Source organism: Nitratireductor aquibiodomus NL21 = JCM 21793 (genome assembly GCF_000615975.1).
Classification (GTDB): domain Bacteria; phylum Pseudomonadota; class Alphaproteobacteria; order Rhizobiales; family Rhizobiaceae; genus Nitratireductor; species Nitratireductor aquibiodomus.
In genome coordinates this window covers 1-17,391 of the sequence record NZ_BAMP01000015.1, presented here as the reverse complement: position 1 = coordinate 17,391, position 17,391 = coordinate 1, and the positions used below count along the sequence as shown (strand labels likewise).

Annotated in this window: 15 protein-coding genes and 4 pseudogenes; 6 read left to right on the top strand and 13 right to left on the bottom strand. The window is 61.8% G+C overall.

Features of this window, described 5'->3' with window-relative positions:
* Positions 1-178: 178 nt before the first annotated feature.
* Entirely contained in the window at positions 179-946 is a 768-nt protein-coding gene (locus JCM21793_RS06350; protein ID WP_025029819.1) for an SDR family NAD(P)-dependent oxidoreductase, read from the top strand.
* Between the two features lie 20 nt (positions 947-966).
* On the opposite strand, the gene JCM21793_RS06345 is transcribed toward JCM21793_RS06350, so the two are convergent.
* Genes JCM21793_RS06345 through JCM21793_RS31165 form a run of 4 tightly spaced genes read right to left on the bottom strand, consistent with a single transcriptional unit; the run spans position 967 to position 4,323 of the window.
* Positions 967-2,184 carry an SAM-dependent methyltransferase gene (locus JCM21793_RS06345; protein ID WP_025029818.1) on the bottom strand — a complete coding sequence of 406 codons (1,218 nt, stop codon included), beginning with the start codon at positions 2,182-2,184 and terminating at the stop codon, positions 967-969.
* Positions 2,181-2,978, bottom strand: coding sequence for a DUF1365 domain-containing protein (locus JCM21793_RS06340; protein WP_025029817.1), 798 nt, complete (start codon positions 2,976-2,978; stop codon positions 2,181-2,183). Before JCM21793_RS06340 ends, JCM21793_RS06345 begins: the two co-directional genes overlap by 4 nt.
* A complete protein-coding gene (locus tag JCM21793_RS31170; RefSeq protein ID WP_306306732.1) occupies positions 2,975-3,526 on the bottom strand; it encodes an NAD(P)/FAD-dependent oxidoreductase in 552 nt (183 codons plus the stop codon). The genes JCM21793_RS06340 and JCM21793_RS31170 overlap by 4 nt, the downstream gene beginning before the upstream one ends.
* On the bottom strand, positions 3,523-4,323 hold the full coding sequence (locus JCM21793_RS31165; protein WP_306306731.1) for an NAD(P)/FAD-dependent oxidoreductase: 801 nt from the start codon (positions 4,321-4,323) through the stop codon (positions 3,523-3,525). Before JCM21793_RS31165 ends, JCM21793_RS31170 begins: the two co-directional genes overlap by 4 nt.
* Positions 4,324-4,542: 219 nt before the next feature.
* Between JCM21793_RS31165 and JCM21793_RS06330 the strand changes: the two genes are divergently transcribed.
* The 3 genes and pseudogenes from JCM21793_RS06330 (at position 4,543) to JCM21793_RS24490 (ending at position 6,222) form a co-directional block, all read left to right on the top strand.
* Positions 4,543-5,112 carry a sigma-70 family RNA polymerase sigma factor gene (locus tag JCM21793_RS06330; protein ID WP_007006767.1) on the top strand — a complete coding sequence of 190 codons (570 nt, stop codon included), beginning with the start codon at positions 4,543-4,545 and terminating at the stop codon, positions 5,110-5,112.
* Positions 5,109-5,783: a ChrR family anti-sigma-E factor gene (locus tag JCM21793_RS06325; RefSeq protein WP_007006768.1), complete on the top strand. Its 675-nt coding sequence runs from the start codon at positions 5,109-5,111 to the stop codon at positions 5,781-5,783. The genes JCM21793_RS06330 and JCM21793_RS06325 overlap by 4 nt, the downstream gene beginning before the upstream one ends.
* A 33-nt stretch (positions 5,784-5,816) precedes the next feature.
* Positions 5,817-6,222 (top strand): annotated as a pseudogene (locus tag JCM21793_RS24490) (DUF2177 family protein).
* Positions 6,223-6,737: 515 nt separating this feature from the next.
* On the opposite strand, the gene JCM21793_RS06315 reads toward JCM21793_RS24490, so the two are convergent.
* The 7 genes and pseudogenes from JCM21793_RS06315 to JCM21793_RS24475 form a co-directional block, all read right to left on the bottom strand.
* On the bottom strand, positions 6,738-7,511 hold the full coding sequence (locus tag JCM21793_RS06315; RefSeq protein WP_007006770.1) for a FadR/GntR family transcriptional regulator: 774 nt from the start codon (positions 7,509-7,511) through the stop codon (positions 6,738-6,740).
* Entirely contained in the window at positions 7,504-8,082 is a 579-nt protein-coding gene (locus JCM21793_RS30890; protein WP_280113502.1) for an oligopeptide/dipeptide ABC transporter ATP-binding protein, read from the bottom strand. The genes JCM21793_RS06315 and JCM21793_RS30890 overlap by 8 nt, the downstream gene beginning before the upstream one ends.
* Complete coding sequence (locus JCM21793_RS30120) at positions 8,079-8,495, bottom strand: ATP-binding cassette domain-containing protein (RefSeq protein WP_280113500.1); 417 nt, start codon at positions 8,493-8,495, stop codon at positions 8,079-8,081. The genes JCM21793_RS30890 and JCM21793_RS30120 overlap by 4 nt, the downstream gene beginning before the upstream one ends.
* Entirely contained in the window at positions 8,488-8,643 is a 156-nt protein-coding gene (locus JCM21793_RS30115; protein ID WP_244439682.1) for a hypothetical protein, read from the bottom strand. The genes JCM21793_RS30120 and JCM21793_RS30115 overlap by 8 nt, the downstream gene beginning before the upstream one ends.
* Positions 8,638-10,040 (bottom strand): annotated as a pseudogene (locus JCM21793_RS24480) (dipeptide/oligopeptide/nickel ABC transporter permease/ATP-binding protein); the annotation flags it as partial. The pseudogene JCM21793_RS24480 and the gene JCM21793_RS30115, both read right to left, overlap by 6 nt.
* A gap of 383 nt (positions 10,041-10,423) precedes the next feature.
* A complete protein-coding gene (locus JCM21793_RS06300) occupies positions 10,424-11,368 on the bottom strand; it encodes an ABC transporter permease (RefSeq protein ID WP_007006773.1) in 945 nt (314 codons plus the stop codon).
* A 218-nt stretch (positions 11,369-11,586) separates the two neighbouring features.
* Positions 11,587-13,142 (bottom strand): annotated as a pseudogene (locus JCM21793_RS24475) (ABC transporter substrate-binding protein).
* A 137-nt stretch (positions 13,143-13,279) separates the two neighbouring features.
* On the opposite strand from JCM21793_RS24475, the gene JCM21793_RS30885 reads away from it, so the two are divergent.
* Both JCM21793_RS30885 and JCM21793_RS24470 read left to right on the top strand, forming a co-directional pair.
* The gene (locus JCM21793_RS30885) at positions 13,280-13,789 is read left to right on the top strand and encodes a M20/M25/M40 family metallo-hydrolase (RefSeq protein ID WP_280113499.1); all 510 of its coding nucleotides are present in this window, start codon (positions 13,280-13,282) and stop codon (positions 13,787-13,789) included.
* The gene (locus JCM21793_RS24470) at positions 13,771-14,529 is read left to right on the top strand and encodes a hydantoinase/carbamoylase family amidase (protein WP_280113498.1); all 759 of its coding nucleotides are present in this window, start codon (positions 13,771-13,773) and stop codon (positions 14,527-14,529) included. The genes JCM21793_RS30885 and JCM21793_RS24470 overlap by 19 nt, the downstream gene beginning before the upstream one ends.
* Positions 14,530-14,693: 164 nt before the next feature.
* On the opposite strand, the gene JCM21793_RS06285 is transcribed toward JCM21793_RS24470, so the two are convergent.
* Together JCM21793_RS06285 and JCM21793_RS24465 are read right to left on the bottom strand one after the other, a co-directional pair.
* Positions 14,694-15,971, bottom strand: a complete 1,278-nt coding sequence (locus tag JCM21793_RS06285; RefSeq protein WP_051556128.1) for an NAD(P)/FAD-dependent oxidoreductase — start codon at positions 15,969-15,971, stop codon at positions 14,694-14,696.
* A 136-nt stretch (positions 15,972-16,107) separates the two neighbouring features.
* Positions 16,108-17,391 (bottom strand): annotated as a pseudogene (locus JCM21793_RS24465) (OFA family MFS transporter); the annotation flags it as partial.

Genomic DNA, 17,391 nt, shown 5'->3' with positions numbered 1-17,391 from the left:
CTATAGGAAACGACGGTCGCTTGTTCGGCCGCCACCCTCGCCTCAAGATGTCACGACCCCACCCGTTGCATGTAACCTTCAGCGCCATCTCCGCAGGTCGCCTGCCCTGTACGGGCGATTGTGTTGATCCGTTTTGGACTGCGCTTCGTATTCTCAGGCAAGAGGGAGACGGAAAGATATGGCACGCAGGAAACACAAAGGAATCGTCTGGGTCACCGGCGCCAGCTCAGGCATCGGACGTGCGCTGGCGCTACGCCTGGCGCGCAATGGATGGCAGGTCGCCGCGAGCGCCAGAAGCGCGGCAACTCTCGAGGAACTCGCTGCCGAGCAGGAGGGCAGTATTTTCCCCTACCCGCTTGATGTGACCGACATGGCGCGAACAAAACAGGTGCATGCGGAGATCGAACTGGCAATGGGACCGATCGACATGGCTGTTCTGGCCGCTGGTACCTACAAGCGCGACGGGGCTTTTGACTTCCGTGCTCAGGTCGCGCAGTCGATGATCGCGGTGAATCTGCAGGGCACCTGCAACGCGCTTGAGCCGCTCCTGGACAGTATGATGAGCCGCAGGCGGGGAAAGATCGCCATCATGGCTTCCGTTGCCGGCTATAACGGCCTTCCCGGCGGCGCTACTTACGGAGCGACCAAGTCTGCGCTCAACAATCTATGCGAAGCGATGAAACCAGAGGCGGAGCGCCGCAATGTTTCGTTGAGCGTCATCAACCCCGGTTTCGTCGATACTCCCCTGACGGCCAGGAATGACTTCCCAATGCCGTTCCTGATTTCGGCGGATGAGGCGGCAGCCAGCATAGAGAAGGGGCTTGAGGATGGACGGTACGAGATCATCTTTCCCTGGAAAATGAAACTCGCGATCAAATTTCTGCACGCGCTGCCGGCCATGCTTCGCTTCACGATTACCCGCCGCCTTGTAAGGGCGCCGGACTGACCCGTGCGCACACCGCAGCGCTACCGCGACGAAAGCTCGTATTGAGCCACATCGATGCGGCCGCTCTGGAAGCCGACCCGGCAATAGGCAAGATAGTAAAGCCACAGGCGGCGGAAACGTTCGTCGAAGCCGAGCGCGGCGATGGCTTGCCAGGTTTGCTCGAACCGCGTCTCCCATTCCGTCAGCGTGCGGGCGTAATCCTGTCCGAAAAGGTACCGGTCGGAAAGCGTCAATCCTGCGGCGGATGCAGCGTTCTCGAAAGCGCGTGGCGAGGGCAGCATTCCGCCGGGGAAAACATAGGTCTGGATGAAATCCGCCCTGCGGCGATAGGATTCAAAACGGCTCTCATCGAGAGTGATGACCTGAATGACGGCTCGGGCGCCTGGCGCCAGCAAAGCACAGAGGCGATCGAAAAAAAGGGGCCAGCTCTCCTCGCCCACGGCTTCAAACATCTCGATGGAGACGACTTTGGAGAACTTGCCTTCGCAATCGCGATAGTCCTGAAGCCGAATGTCGGCCCTTTCGGTGAAGCCGGCTTTCTCCAGCCTGTTCCGCGCATAATCGGCTTGTTCGCGAGACAGTGTCAGCCCGGTCACGCGGCAACCCGTTTTTCGGATGACGTGTTCTGCAAATCCACCCCAGCCGCATCCGATCTCCAGTACGTGGTCATCCGGACCAATCTCCAGCCGGGATATGATGCGGTCGTATTTAGCGGCCTGCGCCTCTTCCAGATTCTGCGTATCCGGAGTGTATATCGCAGAGGAGTAGGTCATCGTGTTGTCGAGCCAGAGGCGGTAGAACGCATTTCCCAGGTCGTAGTGAAAGGAAATGTTTCGACGGCTTCCCGCCCGCGAATTGCGGCGCAGGCGGTGCCTGAGGGTCTCCAGCCGCGACATGATTGTTGAACTGCCCATGATATCGCTCCACCGCTCCTCGTTGACCAGCGCAAGCTCAAGCAATGCGTCCAGGTCGGGCGTATCGACATGGCCGTCGATGAAGGCGCGTGCGAAGCCGTTGCTGCCTCCCGTCAGAATCTGCATAAATCCGCGGCCGCTCTTGAAATTCAGTGCGGCTGTCGGTCCGGAGCGTGCGCCGACGGCGGTATGGCGCCTGCCATCGGGAAATCGCAGGGTGATCTGCCCGCAGCCAACGGCATCCGCCCAGCGGCAGACAATGCGCTGCCACAATGGGCTGGCTGGTTGGGCGGGCAACCTGGAGGCGTCCTCAATATGACTCATGATGATCTGCCTTTTTGATCGGATTTGATCAGGGTTTGAGCGACACGCTCTCCCGATGGCGCATGCCGGTGAATGGGCACTTTCTTCAGCCAGAGGCGCATTGCCTCGAAGTGAATTGCAGCGGTAACCTTGAGGGTCATCAGCGGGTGACTGAGCAGGAGGCCAAGCAGAGCGCGATCCGTCAACTCCCTTCGTTGGCCTGTGAAGGATGCGTGCAGGACGGGCTCGCTGGTTTCTGTCTCGTTGATCGCGACCACCACATCCTGCGCCGGCGGCATGATGTGGAAGTGATACCGGCAATCCATCGAAAGGAAAGGCGAGACGTAAAGAGCCTTGTCGCAGGCATGGCGGATCCCCTTCGGGCCGACACGTTCCACCGGGATCACATAGGTGTGTCGCTCGCCAAAGGTGTTGCACACCTCATAGAGTATCAGTCGAATGTTTCCATAAGTGTCGTGGCAGAAATACACGGACAGTGGATTGAAGACGTATCCAAAGATCCGTGGATAACAAAGCAGGAACACGCGCATCGACCCCGGATTCAGGCCGGCCTTTTCGATCTGCGTGTCGACCCATCGACGCAGGCCGCCCCTTGTGCCATCCCCGTGATCGCCGTCGTTGAAGGAAAACACGCCGGCACCATTGTAGCTGAAAAGCTTCATGGCTTTGGACAGGGCCGGTATCTCGTCAAGATCGAGATAGAGCGCGAACACCCGATAGAACAGGCGGTGCACCTTCGGTCGATGGCGACGGTGTATGACCCGACCGGAATAAATGGCGGAGCTCCGTTTCATTCTGCTGCGACAAGTTCCGGCATTGCCGTCTCTTTCCGACCCGGGCGGACGTTTCTCCAGGGGGGCGACACGCCTGCCAGTTGTTCCGCGGCGCTCAGCCCCGACCGGATCCCGTCTTCATGAAAACCACTGCCGAAATACGCACCGCAGAACCACGTACTGCGGATACCTTGCAACCTCCAGAGCTGCTTCTGAACAGCAAGCGCCTTCGTGTCGAACAGAGGGTGCGCATATTTGAAGGAGGTAATCCGGTCCTGCTCAGGAACGTCAAAAACGGGATTGAGAGTGACAAACAGTGGGTGAGCCGGGTCCAGGTTCTGCAGGCGGTTCATCCAGTAGGTGACACAGAGCTCTTGTGCACCGGACTGGCGCGCTGCCTCGACATAGTTCCAGCTCGACCAGACGCTGCGGCGCTTCGGCATGAGACCCGGATGCCGGTGCAGAACCGCCTCGTTGGCCGTATAGGAAAACGCGCTCAACAGCCGGTGTTCGTCTTCGCTCGCATCTTCAAGCATGCCCAGGGCCTGATCCGCATGGGTGGCGATCACGACATCATCAAACGTGTCGGAGCTCCATTCGCGTCGGTAACTTCGACCCCGCGATCCCGGCGCCGCACTCGCGCCACGGGCGTTGAGAGACGCACCTCGCCATCGAAATCTTCAAGGAGCCGCTCGACATAGGTGCGACTACCACCGGTAACGGTGCGCCAGCGGGGCCGGTCAACCAGCGACAGCAGGCCGTGACGCTCGAAGAACATGATAAACGCAAGGAGTGGATATTCTCGCATCTGCGCTGCCGTGGTCGACCAGATCGCCGCCCCCATGGGCAATAGATGGTTGTTTATGAAACTGTCGCTGTACCCTGCCCGCTCAAGAAACGAGCCGACGGTTTCATTGTCATGGTTCCGCTCGATCAATATCGAGGGTGCCTGTCGATAGAAGCGCAATATGTCTGCGATCATGCGCCAGAAGTCCGGCCGCAACACATTCGACCTCTGACCGAGGAGCCCCTTGAGACCCGAGCCGGAATACTCGAAACGGCCACCGTCCAGCGAAGCGGCGAAGGACATGTCGGAGAGTTGGGTCGACACGCCAAGATGACCGAACAGCGAGACAAGCTCGGGATAATTCCGATCGTTGAAGACGATGAACCCCGTATCGACCGCGACGGGGCCGCCGGGGGTTATGACATCATAGGTGTTCGCATGTCCGCCCGGCCGATGATCCGCCTCATACAGCGTCACACGGCGAGAGCGAGAAAGGAGCCAGGCTGCCGAGAGCCCGGATATGCCGCTCCCGATAACGGCCACTCGACTGTCGGTCGCTCTGTGTTTCTGTGGCAGCAACGGAAGCCCTCCTTGAGATTTATAAGTGTCTACGGGCGCTGAACCTGTTTGGATCTTCGGAACGCAAAAAAATTGCCTGCTGTGATCCGGGATGCTCTAAGTGTCGTAGCTAGGGGCATGAACCTGGAACTCCGCCCGACAAGGTCTGCCAGCCAGACGCTACAAGCTTTTTCCGTCGTGCATGCCGCTCGGCATCACACACACGTTCCGCGGGGCTTGATGAAGCAGAATTCCAAATCGGCGGCTAAGGACGATCTTGCGCGGTTGATCGCCCGCGTCGGCAGCAGCCGCGACATCGAGGCTTTTGAGCGGATATTCCGTGCTTATGCGCCTCAGGTCCGTGCATTTATGTTGCAGCGTGTCCGCGATCCGCAGCTCTCGGAAGAACTGATGCAGGAAACGATGGTCACGGTCTGGCGGAAGGCTGCCCAGTTCGACCCCTCCAGAGGCACGCCCAGCGCGTGGATTTTCACCATTGCGCGTAACCTGCGTATCGACAACTACCGTCGAAGCCGGCGCCCCGACTTTGATCCCAACGATCCCGCATTTGTGCCGGAGCCGGAGCCTGCGGCCGACCATGCCCTCGAAACGCGCGATGAGGAAACACGTCTTCATGCCGCGATGACCGGGCTTCCCTCCGAGCAGCGTGATCTTCTGAAACTTGCATTCTTCGAGGATGTCTCGCACAGCGAGATCGCGGACCGTCTCGGCCTGCCGCTGGGCACCGTGAAATCGCGCATCCGGCTTGCTTTCTCGAAACTGCGCGCAGCGCTGGGGGACCGGCCATGACGATACGGCACCACGTCAGCGACGAACTGCTTCTGGACTATGCCACCGGTGCCCTTTCGGAAGGCTGGCGCATCGCTGTAGCGACCCATCTCGCGCTTTGCCCGCAGGGCCGGCGCCGTCTCTCTTTAATGGAAATGGCAGGGGGTGTGCTGGTGCGCGAACATCCACCAGAGCCCTTGCGATCTAACGACGATGAAGCCTGGATATCGATCAAGAAGCGCCTGGGCGTTTCCGAAATGCAGCCTGCCGTCCTTCAGGCGGACGACCTGGCTGTGCGAGGCGGGGCCGTCGTTTTACCCGAACCTCTGCGGTCTTATGTGGGCGGAGATTTAGAGTCCGTGAAATGGCGACCACTCGGCCGTGGCGCATACCATATGCCGATCGAGCTGGAGGACGAGAGCACCAAAGTACGGCTGCTGCGCATTCCAGCAGGCAAACCGGTGCCTGAACACGGACATCGCGGCCGGGAGTTGACGCTGGTCCTTTCCGGCAGTTTTCACGATGGCGAAGCGCTGTTTGCGCGCGGCGATCTGGAAGAGGCAGACGAGACACTGCAGCACCAGCCGGTGGCAACGGAAGGTGAGGACTGTATCTGCCTTGCCGTGACCGATGCCCCGTTGAAGTTCCGGAGTTGGCTGCTGCGTGCCATACAGCCGATCCTGGGAATCTGAACCTGACTGTAGACCCAAGCACCGGAGAAACCAATGAGCTATGTCATTGCTTATGCAGCCACGGCGATCGTCTTCTTCGGGTTGGACTATATCTGGCTTTCGCGCGTCGCTGCGGGGTTTTACCGTGACCGCATGGGGCACCTTCTGCTGGATCAGCCAAACTTCGCAGCGGCGGGAATGTTCTATCTCTTCTATGTGGCAGGTGTTGTCTACTTCGCGGTCGCACCTGCCCTCAGCAATGGAACGGCGACGAGCGCCCTGATCGCGGGCGCACTTCTCGGCTCATAGCTACGGGACTTACGACATGACCAACCTCGCCACGATCAAGAACTGGTCGGTTGCCGTAACCGTTGTCGACATGGCCTGGGGCACGGTGTTGACCGGGGTCTCTGCCTGGGCCGGCTACACAATGACGCTGCACCTGACCGAAAGGTTCTGACTGGACACCACGCGGGAGCGAATTCGGCGCCCGGGCGTTTGCCTCCATGGGGAAAATGCGATGATTCATGATTGCGAAGCCAGCGCTGAAAGAAGCCAGAAAAACGCAAAGGGCATTCGTCTGTAGAACCTGGTCTCCGCCTCAGCTAATGACGCGAGACCGCTCTATCCAAGGCGTGTGAACCCTGCCCTTCAGCTCAATGGAAATCGGCAATTCCGGCCAGACGATCATCGCCGAAACAGAGCATTTTAGAGAATTTTCAATCGCTTACATGTGCCACATAAACTACACCGTGATTGTGTGGTCCGGTACTCCCCGCTCACCGGGGCATGGCACTCATTTCGCCTGCATTTTAAGTGTATGTGCGAGGTATCACTCAGCGCTGCTCTTCTGCTCGAGCTCGCTACAATGGACGGACCGTCATCTCACACGAAACCGTCCGGCGCGGTTTCTTCTCGCACGCTGCAGTGAGCAAGATGCTTCGCAGGCCTGGCTCCGTCCATGTCGCCCTGCCCCTAACGGCGAATTTCTGCCCGTTCCAGCATGTAACGCTCCGCCGCTTCCATGTGGTCGCGCATGACCTTTTCCGCCCGCTCGCCATCGCCCGCCTTGATCGCCCGCATCAGGCTGATCTGGTAATGCAGGCCGGCCTCGCGGAGCGCCGGGTTTGACTCCTTGTAGATCGCCCGGCACACGGTCATGTCGCGCAGAAGGCTGACAAGGAAAATGCAGTTGAAGCCAAGCAGCGCATTTTCCGCGTGGCGTGCGAGCTCGACGTGAAAGTCGAGTTCGGCGAGACGCTGCCGGTATTCCTCTTCCGCCGTCTCCGGTTCTGCCTCGTAGAGCCGTATCTTGGCCTGAAGTGCGGCAAAGGCCTCGGGCGAGAGCCGACCGGCAACACTCGCCGCAAGCTGCGGCTCGAGAACCTTGCGGATCGCATAGATCTCCGCGATGGACGGTGGCTGGAACAGGAAGAGGTTGTCGAGCAGCCGAATGGCCTGGTCGGCCCCGACAGTCGAGACGAAAACCCCGCCGCCCGGTCCCGTCTTGCTGACGATCAGCCCCTGGAACTCGAGTATTTTCTGCGCCTCCCGCAGCGTTCCGCGCGATGCTTCCTGCGTTTCAGGCAACAGCCACTCATGCGGAATGCGATCGCCGGGCCTTAGCCCGTGCGTAACGATCATCTCGCGTATGCGGTCAGCGATAATATCCGGCCGCTTGCGGCGCTTGAGCACCGTGGAAAGTTGCGAAGGCCCGGGAGCCGGTGGCGAACTGCTGCGGTCAGGCATCCTCGTTCTCTTTGACGGGGTGATGGCAGGCCGCCATGTGCCCCGGGTGGCCGGGTGCAGCCTCGAGTGGTGGCTGCACCGATTTGCATCGGTCGGTTCCGCGCGGGCAGCGGGCGAAGAATGCACAGCCTGGCGGCGGATCATACGGATCCGGCAGTTCTGTATTCGCATCTTCCGGGATGAGCGACCGTTTTCCCGGAACCGGCGCCGATTTCAACAGGAGATGCGTGTAGGGATGGCGCGGCGCTGCGAAGATGCGCTCCGACGCCCCGAGTTCGGCAAGCCGGCCGAAATAAAGCACCGCCACCCGGTCGCTGACGCTTTCGATCACCGAAAGATCGTGGCTGATGAAGACGTAGGTGAGGCCGAACGTCTTCTTGAGGTCGTCGAGAATGTTCAGAACCTGCGCCTGAACCGACACGTCGAGCGCGGAAACCGGCTCATCAAGCACGATCAGCTCGGGGTCGGCGGCCAGCGCACGGGCAATGCCGATGCGCTGCGCCTGCCCGCCGGAGAACTCGTGCGGGTAGCGCTCTAGGAATTCCGGCGCGAGATTGACTGCCTCCATCAGTTCCTCAAGCCGTTTTTCGCGCGCCTCGCGGCCCAGTCCGAGCAGATTTCTGAGCGGCGCTTCAAGAATGGTGCGGATCTCTTGCGCGGATTGAGCGACGCGACGGGATCCTGAAAGACATACTGCACGCGCCGCGCAAGCTTCTGCGGGTCGCGCCTGGCTTCGGCAACCAGATCCACCCCGTCGAAGGTGATCGCGCCGCCGGTGGGCGTATCGAGGCCGACGATCAGGCGCGCAAGTGTCGACTTGCCGCAGCCCGATTCCCCGACCACCCCAAGCGTCTCGCCACGGCGCACGTCGAACGATATGCCCTGCACCGCATGCACCGCCGGCAAGGGCTTGCCGAACAGTGTGCGGCCACCGCCGAAGATCCGCTCCGCAGCGTCAATTTTTAGAAGGGCCATGTCATCCATCGGCGGTCTCCACTGTCATTGGATAGAGGCAGCGCACGGCCTGCGTATCGCCAAGGCTGGAAAGTGCGATATGCCCCCTGCGGCAGTTGGGCTTCACCCGCGGGCAACGTGCTGCGAAGGCACAGCCCGGCGGCAGATCGTTGACCACCGGCGGACGCCCCTCGATGGCGTCGAGCTCCGGCCGGGCTCGCCCAGAACCGGCACGCAGTCGATCAGCTTGCGGGTGTAGGGATGCGCCGGCGCATTGAGCACCTCCTCCGTCGTCCCCGTTTCGACGATGCGTCCTGCATACATGACGGCAACCCGGTCGCACACGGTCGACACGACCCCGAAATCATGGGTGATGAACAGGATCGCGGCATTGCTTTCGCGTCTCAGCGTGTCCATCAGCGACAGGATCTGCGCCTGCACGGTCACGTCCAGCGCCGTTGTCGGCTCGTCGGCGATGATGATCCTGGCATCATTGGCAAGAGCCATGGCGATGCACACGCGCTGGCGCATGCCGCCGGACAGTTCGTGCGGATAGACCTTCAGCCGCTCCGCCGGATTGGTGATGCGCACCAGACGCAGCAGCTCCTCGGCGCGTGTATCCGCCTCCGACCGCCGGATCGGTCGGTGCGCCATGATCGCCTCCGTAAGCTGGTCGCCGATGGTGAACAGCGGGTGCAGGGTGGACAGCGGGTCCTGAAAGACATGGCTGACATCCGCTCCGCGCAACGCGCGGATACGCTCATCGCTGACGGCGAAAAGGTCTTCGTCGCCGAGCCAGGCGGCCCCGCCCGTGATGCGGCCGGGCGGCGTCGGCACCAGCCCCATGAGCGACATGGCCGTCACCGATTTGCCGGAACCGGATTCGCCGACAATGCCAAGGCATTCGCCCTGCTTCAGATGCAGGTCGATGCCGCCCACCGCGCGATAAACGTCATCGCCGATGTGAAACTCCGTGTTCAGGTCCGCCACTTCCAGAACACTGTCGTTATGGGTGCGGGTTTCCGGCACCGTGCGGCGTTCCACTGCCGTGCGGGCCACGGGCCGCGTCAGCGCACCCGATTTCAGCCGCGGGTCGAGCACGTCACGCACGCCATCGCCCAGCAGATTGATGCTCATGACCAGCGCGAAGATCATCAGGCCGGGAATGATCGACACATGCGGTGCGGTGAAGAGGATTTTGCGGCCCTCTCCCAACATTGAGCCGAGATCCGCTTGCGGCGGCTGTGCGCCGAGCCCGAGGAAGGACAGGCCGGCTGTTTCGAGGATCATCCAGCCGATGGTGGTCGACATGGTGATGATGATGACCGGCAGAACGTTGGGCAGGATCTCACCGAAGAGAATGCCCGCGTTCGACTTGCCCGAAAGACGCGCTGCATCGACAAATTCACGCCGCGACAGCCCGATGGTGATGCCGCGAATGTTGCGTGCGAAGAAGGGGATGTTCACCACCGCGATGGCGTAGAGCGCATTGAGCAGTCCCGGTCCGAGCGCCGCCACGATGGCGAGTGCCAGCAGGATGTAGGGAAACGCCATCACCATATCGATGCCGCGCATCAGGAAGGCGTCCACACGGCCGCCCGCATAGCCTGCCACCAGCCCGATGAGCGAGCCGAAGAAGGCGGCGATCAGCGTCGCCGAGATGCCCACGGCAAGGCTGACGCGCGTGCCCCAGACAAGCCGCGAGAGAATGTCGCGCCCGAGCGCATCCGTGCCGAGCAGGTGCCCTTCTGTGAGCGGGCGCAACAGCCTGTTGGCCGGTGCCGTCGCGTCCGGGTCGGGCAGCGGCAGGAGCGGCGCCAGAAGCGCGGCCGCGATGATCAGCACCAGCAGCGCCAGCCCGGAAGCCGCAAGCGTGTTGTTGAGAAGCAGGCGGACCGGTCCGGGGCGGCCTGCCCCGCGCGCCCTGCCCTTCGCGGCGGTGGAGACGGCTTCACTCATCAGCGCAACCTCGGGTCAAGAAGCGTCTGCACCACATCGGCGGCCAGATTGAAAAGAACATAGGCGGCGGCCACCACCAGAACCCCGCCCTGCACCAAAAGCAGATCGCGGGTGGAAATGGCGTTGACCAGCATCGAACCGATGCCCGGCCACTGGAAGACGGTTTCGATGTATACCGCGCCGCCGAGCACGAACCCGGCCTGAATACCGATCACCGGAATGACACTGACAAGCGCCGCCTTGAAGGCGTGACGGTAAATCACGCGTCTTTCGGTCAGCCCCTTGGCGCGCGCGGTGCGTATGTAGTCCTGCCGCAGCACCTCCAGCATGGCCGTGCGGGTCAGCCGCGCGATGACGCCGGTGGCGACAACCGCCAGCGTCAGCGCCGGCAGGAACAGGTGGTGAAGCAGGTCCGGCAGATCGCCGCCGCCATAAATGGCGTACATGCCACTGGCCGGGAACAGCCGGATCTTGACGGCGAAAGCCAGGATGAGAAGCAGGCCGAGCCAGAAGGACGGTATCGAAATGCCGATCAGCACCAGAACGGTGATCACCTTGTCGGCCAGACCATACTGGCGCACGGCAGAGACGACGCCCGCCAAAAGTCCGAGGATCGAGCACAGCACCAATGCCGTTCCGGCCAGGATCAGCGTGGCCGAGAAACGCTCCAGCACCTCGTCCAGCACCGGCCGGTTGAGCGCATAGGAACGTCCGAGATCGCCCTGAAGAAGGTTCCCGAGCCAGATCAGATATTGCTGGGGCAGTGGCTTGTCGAGGCCAAGATCGGCGTTGATCCTGGCCACGTTCTCAGGCGTCGCATAGGAGCCGAGAATGGCCGTTGCCGGGTCGCCGGGGATCATCGCCATGATCAGAAAGACGATGATCGAGAGCCCGAACAGGACCGGGATGGCGGCAAGGAGGCGCTTGGCTATGTAGGCTGCCATGGCTGGGGCCTCGTTTCAGGTTCGGTTATGGGCGCGGTTCGCTTTTGATGCGATGCCCTGCATGCCGCCCTCGCCCTTCAACAGGCTCAGGATGAGGCTGTGCAGGCTCGGTGCGTCGGTTGAACATCCTGCATGCGCGCCGTCGCCCCACCCTCATCCTGAGCCTCTTGAGCTTGTCGAAAGGCGAAGGACGAGGGTGGGAATGCACGTTCACGCCCCTAGGGCTTGGCCACGTCCTGCAACATCAGGAAGAAGGAAGGCTGGAGCTTGAAGTTCTCGACATTCGCGCCGGTCACCGCATTCTGCTTCCAGTTGGCGACGAAGACCCAGGGCGCATCCTCCTGAACGATCTTCTGCATCTCCTTGTAGAGTGCGGCGCGCTCGGCCTGATCGGTCGAGGTGCGAGCCTTGTTCAGGAGTTCATCCACTCTCTCATTGGCGTAGTAGCCGGAGTTGAACCCGCCCTTGTCGGGCCAGGCTTCCGAGCGCAGCGCCAGGAAGGGCAGCGTGTCCGGCGAGTTGGTCATCCATGCCATTTCGGCCATGTCCGCCTTGCCTTCCAGCCCCGGGTTCACCTTGCCGAGGAACGTGTTCCACTCATAGGTCTCGATGTTGACCTTCATGCCGACGGCCTGCAGATCGGCCTGGATGGCCGTGCCCATGGCGATGGGATCGAGCATGCCCGAACCGCCTTCGGTGACGTAGAAGGTCAGTTCCTCGCCATCATAACCGGCCTCTTCGAGAAGCTGCCTGGCCTTATCCGGATCATAGGGATAGGGCTGCAGTTCTTCATTGTAGGCCCATGCGAAGGCCGGCGGTGTCGGTCCCGCGGCCACGTCTGCCGTGCCCTGCAGAATGTTCTCGACCAGCGCCGTCTTGTTGATGGCGTAATTGGCAGCCTGGCGCACCGCCTTTTCGGTGAACGGCCCCTCCTTCATGTTGAGGATGAGGAACCAGACATGCGGGCCCGCCTGCTCGTAAACGCTGAAATTCGCGCCATCGCGGAACTGCTGCAGGCTGTCCGGCGGCACCTCCACCATCACGTCCAGACCACCGGAGAGCATTTCGGCGATGCGGGTGTTGGTGTCGGTGATCGGACGGTAGATCACGGCCTCGAGCGGCGGCGCGCCATCCAGTAATCTTCGTTACGGGTGATGACGACGCGGGAATTGGCCTGCCATTCCTCGAACCTGAAGGCCCCCGTTCCGACCGGGTTCCGGCCGTAATCCTTGCCGTGTTCCTTGACCGCCTCGGGCGAAACGATCAGCCCCGTCGGATAGGACAGGTTCGACAGGAAGGGCGCAAAAGGCTCTTTCAGCGTGAACTTGACGGTCAGGTCGTCCACCGCCGTCACCTCATCCACGGACGAGAAATAGAAGGCGAGCGGGAACGGTCCCGTATCGTGATAGGGGTGATCTTCTTTCAGCATGCGGTCGAAGTTGAACTTTACCGCTTCCGCGTTGAGCGGCGTGCCGTCATGAAACGTCACCCCCTCGCGCAGCTTGAAGGTGTAGGTGATCCCGTCATCGGAAATCTCCCAGCTCTCCGCCAGCGCCGGTTCCGGCTCCAGCGTGCCGTCCTTGTAACGGGTCAGGCCGTCATAGACGTTCATCAGGATGCGGAAGTCGTTGACTGCCGTCACCGCGTGGGGATCGAGCGATTTCGGCTCCGCGATCTGCCCGACGACCAGAACGTTGGGCGGTGTCTGCGCAAAGACCGGCGACGCAAAGAGCATCGAACCGGCGGTGATGGCGGCTGCAATCAGTTTCCTCATGGGGGCTCCTCCCTCTGTTGCGCATAATTAATCCTAACAATCTATCCATTGGCAAGCATTTATTATAATAAATCGAAAACACACCGCTTTTCTGCTCTCCCGACGCGGAACATATGTTTGAAAAACAGGCAGGTCTCATGGCCAACACACCCGCTATCAACTCACAGCGCCTGCGCGCCCTGCTCGACGGGGTCAACGCTTTCGGTCGCAATCCGCAGACCGGCGGCTATAACCGCGTCGGCTACAGCGATGCGGACATGGCCGTGCGAAGCTGGTTTCTGGAGCAGATGCGCGCCGATGGTCTGGCTGTCCACCGCGACCCCGTTGCCAACCTGTTCGGTCGATACGGACCGGCGGACGGCCCATGCATCATGGCCGGCTCGCATCTAGACACCGTGCCCGAGGGCGGCGCCTTCGACGGCGCGCTCGGCGCCTGTGTGGCGCTTGAATGCGTGCGCGCCATGAAGGACGTCGGTTTCACGCCGGCGACCGCGATCGAAGTGGTCGCCACCGCCGAGGAGGAAGGACGGTTCGGCGGCATGCTGGGCTCGCAAGCGATTGCCGGCGTCGTGACCGCCCAATGGCTGAATGAAGCCCGCGACGCGACGGGATCCGCCTTGCAGACGCGATGCGCGATCAGGGTCTGAACGCCCGTGATGCGCTCGACGCCGCCCGGCCTCCCCGTGACGTCAAAGCCTTTCTCGAACTGCACATCGAGCAGGGTCCGGTGCTGGAACAGGCCGGCATCCCCGTCGGGATCGCCGACAGTGTCGCCGGTGTCATCAATCTCTTCGTGTCGCTGATCGGCCGCGCCAACCATTCCGGCACCACGCCGATGAACCTGCGCGCCGATGCCTTCGCCGGTCTCTCGGCGGTCGGTCAGGCAGTGCGGAGTATCATCGCCGAACATGGCGGCGAGCGCAGCCGCATCACCATCGGCAAGGTCGCGCTTCAGCCCAATTTCATCCACACCGTGCCGGGCCGCGCCGATTTCATAATCAACATCCGCGATACCGATCCCGGCACGATGGCGGCTCTCGCCCAGGCCATGGAACAGGCCGTGCGCGATGCCGCGCAGGCAAACGGGCTGAGCTTTTCCATCGAGGAGCAGAGCCGAATGGAGCCGGTTCGTCTCGACGGCACGCTGGTCTCGCTTTTGAACGAGGAAGCGCATCGGCTCGGGCTTAAAACCCTCACCATGCCATCCGGCGCCGGCCACGACGCCCAGACGATGCAGGCCCTGAGCCCCTCGGGCCTGATCTTCGTTCCAAGCCGCGACGGCATCAGCCATGCGCCCGAGGAATGGACCGACTGGGAAGCCATCGAAAAGGGCGCTCAGCTGATGCTTGCAGCGCTGGTCAGGCTTAGCGCTGTCGCCGCAGAATAGCGGCATAGCGGCGGCACGGCCATAATCTTATGGAGCTCTGCCGCTGAAAGCCAACAGTCCGACCGGGGCTGATCAATGGCTCACGGCTCGGATAAAAGCCCTCTTTCTCAAGACTTCTCCATAAGCCACAGCTCACGCAGTCAGGACGCTGCGCCGGTGAGCGCTCACCGTTCCGCAGCCATCATCGCTGCCTTCAGCGCGGCCGGGCCTTCGAGCACCGCTTCCACAGACGGTGAAAAGCCTGCAGCAAGCATCCGCCGCGCCATCATGTGCTCGCCGGGCCGATTGACGGTTTCCACGGCGACCAGACGGTCGCCCGAGAAGAGGTAGACGCCGAAGGCGCCGCTCTCGGGATCGCCCGTCACGATCTCCCGATCCACATCGAATGGGAGACCTGCCATCTGCAGCTTGCGTTCGCCCTGATCGGACCAGAACCACGGGACGGCGTCGTAGGCTGCCTCTTTGCCGAGCATTGCCTTTGCCGCAATGCGCGCCTGATCGGTGGCGTTCTGGACCGATTCAAGACGCAGTGTGCGTCCGGACGCAGCGTGCGGAAAGGAAACACAATCCCCGATCGCGTAGACGTCGGCAGCGCTGGTGCGGCAGCTGGCATCCACGCGAATGCCGTTGTCGCTGGCGAGGCCAACGGCTTCGGCCAGGGCGATTTTCGGCAGCGCGCCGATGCCCACCAGCACGATATCGGCGGAAAGCTCCTGCCCATCCGATGTGATGACACTGCGAAGGTTTCCCTTCTCGCCGACGAGCCGCGCGACACCCGTGTTCGTCAAAATCCTGACACCGAGGCTCTCATGATAGGCGTGCATGTGGTCTGCGACGCGCGCACTCACGGCCCGGCCGAGGATGCGTTCGGCCGCCTCCACCACTGTCACGCTCTTTCCGGCCATGGCAGCCGTCGCCGCCACCTCAAGCCCGATGAAGCCGCCCCCGATCACGACGATGTTCTGCGCCCCGACCAGGGCATCGCGCAGGACGCGGGCATCGGCGCAGTCGCGCAGATAAAGAACGCCGGCGCGTTCAGAACCGGGCACCGTCAATCGGCGGGGTTCAGCACCGGTGGCAAGCAGAAGTCTGCTCCAGCCAAGTTGCCTGCCATCGTCGAGTGTCAGCGTGCGGGTTTCCGGCGCGATGCCGGTAACGCTGACACCCGTCTCAAGCTCGATATTCTGTGTGTCGTAAAAAAGCCGGGCGCGCAAAATCTGCGGTTCGGCATCCGGCGACTTCAGGAAAACCTTGGAAAGCGGCGGCTTGTGATAGGGCAATTCCGGATCGCCCGAAACGAGCGTCAGCCGGCCTTCATACCCCTCCTCGCGCAAACTCGCGGCAGCCTGTACGCCGCCATGGCCTGCACCGATGATAATGATGTGCTCGTCCAGGGTCCCGCCTCCGGCTCTTTGAAATCCCGATGACAACGGGTCCGACATAGAGAGCGCGGGGCACATGGGCAAGCCCGCGATTGCGCCGCAGACGGGACTGCTCCTGCAGTTTCCCTGGGTTGGCACAAACTAAACTGCCCTCCGGCGGGGCTCATGCCGGAGGGCAGCGCTGCAACAACCCTGTCTAGAACAGGGCCGCGGTCTTCTGCAGCGTTATCCAGACACCCCACAGAATGGGGATGCCGACGATGGCCCACGCGGCAAGCGCCTTGCCATCGAAACCACCCCTGCCGATACCGAACGAGCCGGTCGGGCCTGCATCGGCAGCCGCCGATTTCGCCTGAAGCCGTGCGACCTCCTCATCCGACATGTACCATTTGTCCGAAAGCGGCTTGACCAGCATGTTGCAGATCAGGCCAAGGAGAAGCATGCCGGCCAGGATATACATGGTGAAGTCGTAGACCTGCTCGCGCGGAATGCCCGCATTGAGCTGCGCTTCACGAATGTAGTTCACCACGACGGGACCGATAATGCCGGCCGTCGCCCAGGCCGTCAGCAGACGGCCGTGGATGGCGCCAACGAACTGGGTGCCGAAAATATCGGCCAGATAGGCCGGCACCGTGGCGAAACCACCGCCATACATGGACAGGATGATGCCGAACATCAGAACGAAGAGCACCTGGCTGCCCATATGCGCGGCCGAGGGGGCAAGCGCATAGAGCACAATGCCGATCAGGAAGAACGCGTAATAGGTATTCTTCCTGCCGATCCTGTCGGAGAGCGACGCCCAGAAGAAGCGTCCGCCGATGTTGAACAGCGACAACAGACCGGCAAAGCCCGCGGCAATCGCTGCAATGGCGCTCTTCTGGGAGGCATCGAGCTCGTTGAATGTCAGTTCCGGCATGCCGAGCAGGCGTCCGCCAAAGATTTCCTGAAGCATGGGTGAGGCCATGCCGATCACACCGATACCAGCCGACACGTTGAGGGTGAGAACCGCCAGATCAGCCAGAACTGTTTTGTCCTGTGTGCGTCACGCAAATGGACATGGCGCGACGTGATCATGGATTTCGCGCTCTTTGCCGGCGGTGTCCAGCCTTCCGGTCGCCAGCCGGATGGCGGAATACGATAGCCGAAGGCGCCGCCCATCATGAAGACGAAATAGATGGCGGCCATGACCAGAAAGGTCTGCCAGACGCCAACGGAGCCAGCGGTCTTGAACGTGTTCATGAGCATGTCGGCCAGCGGGGCGCCGATCATCGCACCGCCGCCAAAGCCCATAATGGCCATGCCCGTTGCCATGCCCCGACGATCCGGAAACCATTTGATCAGTGTCGAAACCGGCGAGATATAGCCAAGGCCGAGGCCAATGCCGCCGATCACGCCGGCGCCGAGCCACATAAGCCAGAGCTGGTGAAGCATCACGCCGAGCGCTGCAACGGCGATGCCGCCGCACCAGCAGAAAGCCGCA